Consider the following 2666-nt stretch of genomic DNA (forward strand, 5'->3'; position numbering starts at 1 on the left):
CCTCCGACCGCAGCCGGCCCCGTCCGGCCGCCCACACCGCCAGTTGACCGCCGGCCGAATGGCCCAGCCCCACCACCCGCTCGAGCGCAAATCCAGACTCGTGCGCAACGTCGGCGAGCCGGTCGATGCCGGAGGAAACGTCGTCGAACGTCTCCGGCCAGCCGCCGCCATTGCCCGCGCGCCGGTATTCGATGTTCCAGCAGACCCAGCCGCGGCTGGCGAGGTCCCGGGCCAGCGGGCGTCCGAGCTCGGCACCGTAGGCAGCGCGCCAGTACCCGCCGTGGATGATGACGACGACGGCGGTGTGCCGCCGCCGGGCGGGCACATACAGTTCCGCGTACTGGCTGGGATCCGGGCCGTAGCTGTGCCGGGTGTACTCCATCCCTGCACTGTAGCCGCCCGCCGCTAGGGAGCCCCGTTGGAGACGCTGTCCTCCACCTCGCCCGAGCCTTCGGCGCTGCCATCACCGGACATCCCCGCCACGGTGGTCCCCCGGTGGTTCAGCTTCCACGGCGCCGGCACCAGGCGCCCGCCGGCGGAGGCGCGCCCCTCCAGCCGGTCGATCAGCAGGTCCACCACGGTACCCACCAGCGGCTCCGGTCCCACCGAGCTCAGCGGCGGTTCGGAGTGGTGTCCCAGATCCGAGGTGTCCACGCCGATGATCTCCATCTCCTCCGGGATCCGGAGTCCCGCCGCGGTGGCGGAGCCGGAGACGCACAGGGCCTCCAGATCCGCAGTGGTGAAGAACGCCGTGGGCGGATCGGACAACTTCAGCAGCGTGCCGGTCTCCTCGTAGGATTCACGCCAAGACCCGTGCGTTGCACGCACCAGGTTTTCGTCCAGTTCTGCGCCGAGGTCGGCCATCGCCTGCCGGAACAACCCCAGCCGGGAACCCCGGGGACCCGGGGCGGGCCCGCCCCGGTGCAGCACGGCGATGCGGCGGTGCCTGGCAGCAAGATACGCAGCCGCCTCGGCGATGCCGACCTCCGCGTCCACTTTCAGCACGTCGAAGCCGTCAGGCTGCAGGAACTGTGACACGACCACCTGCGCCACGCCCCGGTCGGCGAGGTCGCGCAGGGTGTGGTCTTCCTCGGGCGTTTCGGTGCTGAAACCCAGGATGGCCCCGTCCGCGCCGCCGGAGAGCATGAAGTTCCGCCATGCCTCCTGGCCCAGAAGGACCACCACGCGGTACCCGTGCTCCGGCAGCACACGGTTGGCAACCTCCGCCAATTGCCGGTCCCAGGCCGAATCCAGGTTTTCCACCACGACGGCCACGGTGTCCGTCCGCCCGCGGCGCATGCCCCGGGCGGCGTGGTTGGGCACATATCCCAGCGACTTGGCCGCCTCGATTACCCGGGCTTTGGTCGGTTCGCTGATCCTCGTTGAACCCCCGTGCCGGCCGGACAAGACGTATGAGACCGTTGCCAGCGAAACGCCGGCCCGCTCGGCGACGTCGCGAATAGTCGGCTTAAATGAACTCCCCATGATGCAGTTCTGCCTTCTTCCCCAAGAATCATCCCCCGAAACTTCCCCCCAGAAGTTCCCCTTGGTAAAGACTAACGATTCATCGGCAGAATGATAGGGGTAGGGTCAAAATTTTTGAGCGGCAGCTCCGCGGGTCAGGCCTGAATCTGCGGGATTTCGACGACGACATCCGACGGCTTCTTGTCCGGCCGGAAGCCGCGCCAGACCGGGTGGCGGAGCTTTCCGGACCCGGTGCGTTCGCTGAACTGGACCTCGCCGACCAGCGCGGGCCGCACCCAGTTCGCGTCGGAGGCGTCTGCCGCCGGCACGCCCTCCAGCGGCGGGGTCTTGCGTGACATCTTCTTCAGCCGTGCACCGATTTCGGCCAGTTCGCGCTCCGTCAGGCCGGACCCGACGCGGCCGAGGTAGCTCAGCTCCACGCCGTCGGGCACGGCCACCAGCAGCGAGCCGACCTTGCGGGCGCGCGAGCCCTTGCCCGGCCGCCAGCCCACGATGACCACTTCCTGCGTCAGCTGGTTCTTGATCTTGATCCAACTCCTCGTCCGTAGGCCCGGCGCGTAGTTGCTGTCCGTGCGCTTGGCGATAATGCCTTCCAGGCCGACCTCGCGGCTGGCTGCGACCGCTTCGGCCGCGCTGGCATCCAGCTCCGGCGGCACCTGGATATGTCCGTCGTCCGGCGTCTCCACCGCTTCCTTGAGGATTTCCCGCCGCTGGGAGTATTCCAGCCCAAGTGTTGGTGTTCCGTCCAGTTCCAGCAAATCGAAGAGGAAGTACTCCACCGGGTATTTCGCGGCCGCGCGCTCGATATCCGCTTTTTTGGTAAGGTTCATGCGGTTCTGCAGGCGGCCGAAATCCGGCCGTCCTTTGGCATCGAGCGCGACGATCTCGCCGTCCAGCACCGCGGTTTGGGCCAGGACGTGGTCTGGCAGGTCGGCCAGTTCGGGGTAGGTCTTGCTCATGTCGATGCCGTTGCGGCTGACCAAGCGCACGGACCCGTCGGCAACGACGGCGACGGCCCGGATTCCGTCCCACTTCATTTCGTAGGCCCAGCCCTCCTCCTCGTCGATGGAGGCCTCGGTGCCCTGCACGGCCAGCATCGGTTTCACCGCTTGCGGCGGCCCGGCGTCGTGCAGTGCGGAGCCGGTATCATCCGCAGGCGCGGCGGTGACGACCGTATCGGA

At 68.0% G+C, this 2666-nt stretch carries 3 protein-coding genes; all 3 read right to left on the reverse strand.

What is annotated here, in order from left to right:
• On the reverse strand, nucleotides 1-382 hold a 382-nt coding region (locus tag AC5RUJ_RS14170; RefSeq protein ID WP_494156042.1), incomplete at its 3' end, for an alpha/beta hydrolase.
• A gap of 23 nt (nucleotides 383-405) precedes the next feature.
• The gene (locus tag AC5RUJ_RS14175; RefSeq protein ID WP_494001897.1) at nucleotides 406-1485 is read right to left on the reverse strand and encodes a LacI family DNA-binding transcriptional regulator; all 1080 of its coding nucleotides are present in this window, start codon (nucleotides 1483-1485) and stop codon (nucleotides 406-408) included.
• 134 nt (nucleotides 1486-1619) lie between these two features.
• On the reverse strand, nucleotides 1620-2666 hold a 1047-nt coding region (ligD, locus tag AC5RUJ_RS14180; RefSeq protein WP_494156043.1), incomplete at its 5' end, for a non-homologous end-joining DNA ligase.

The organism is Arthrobacter sp. Y3223164 (assembly GCF_059091005.1).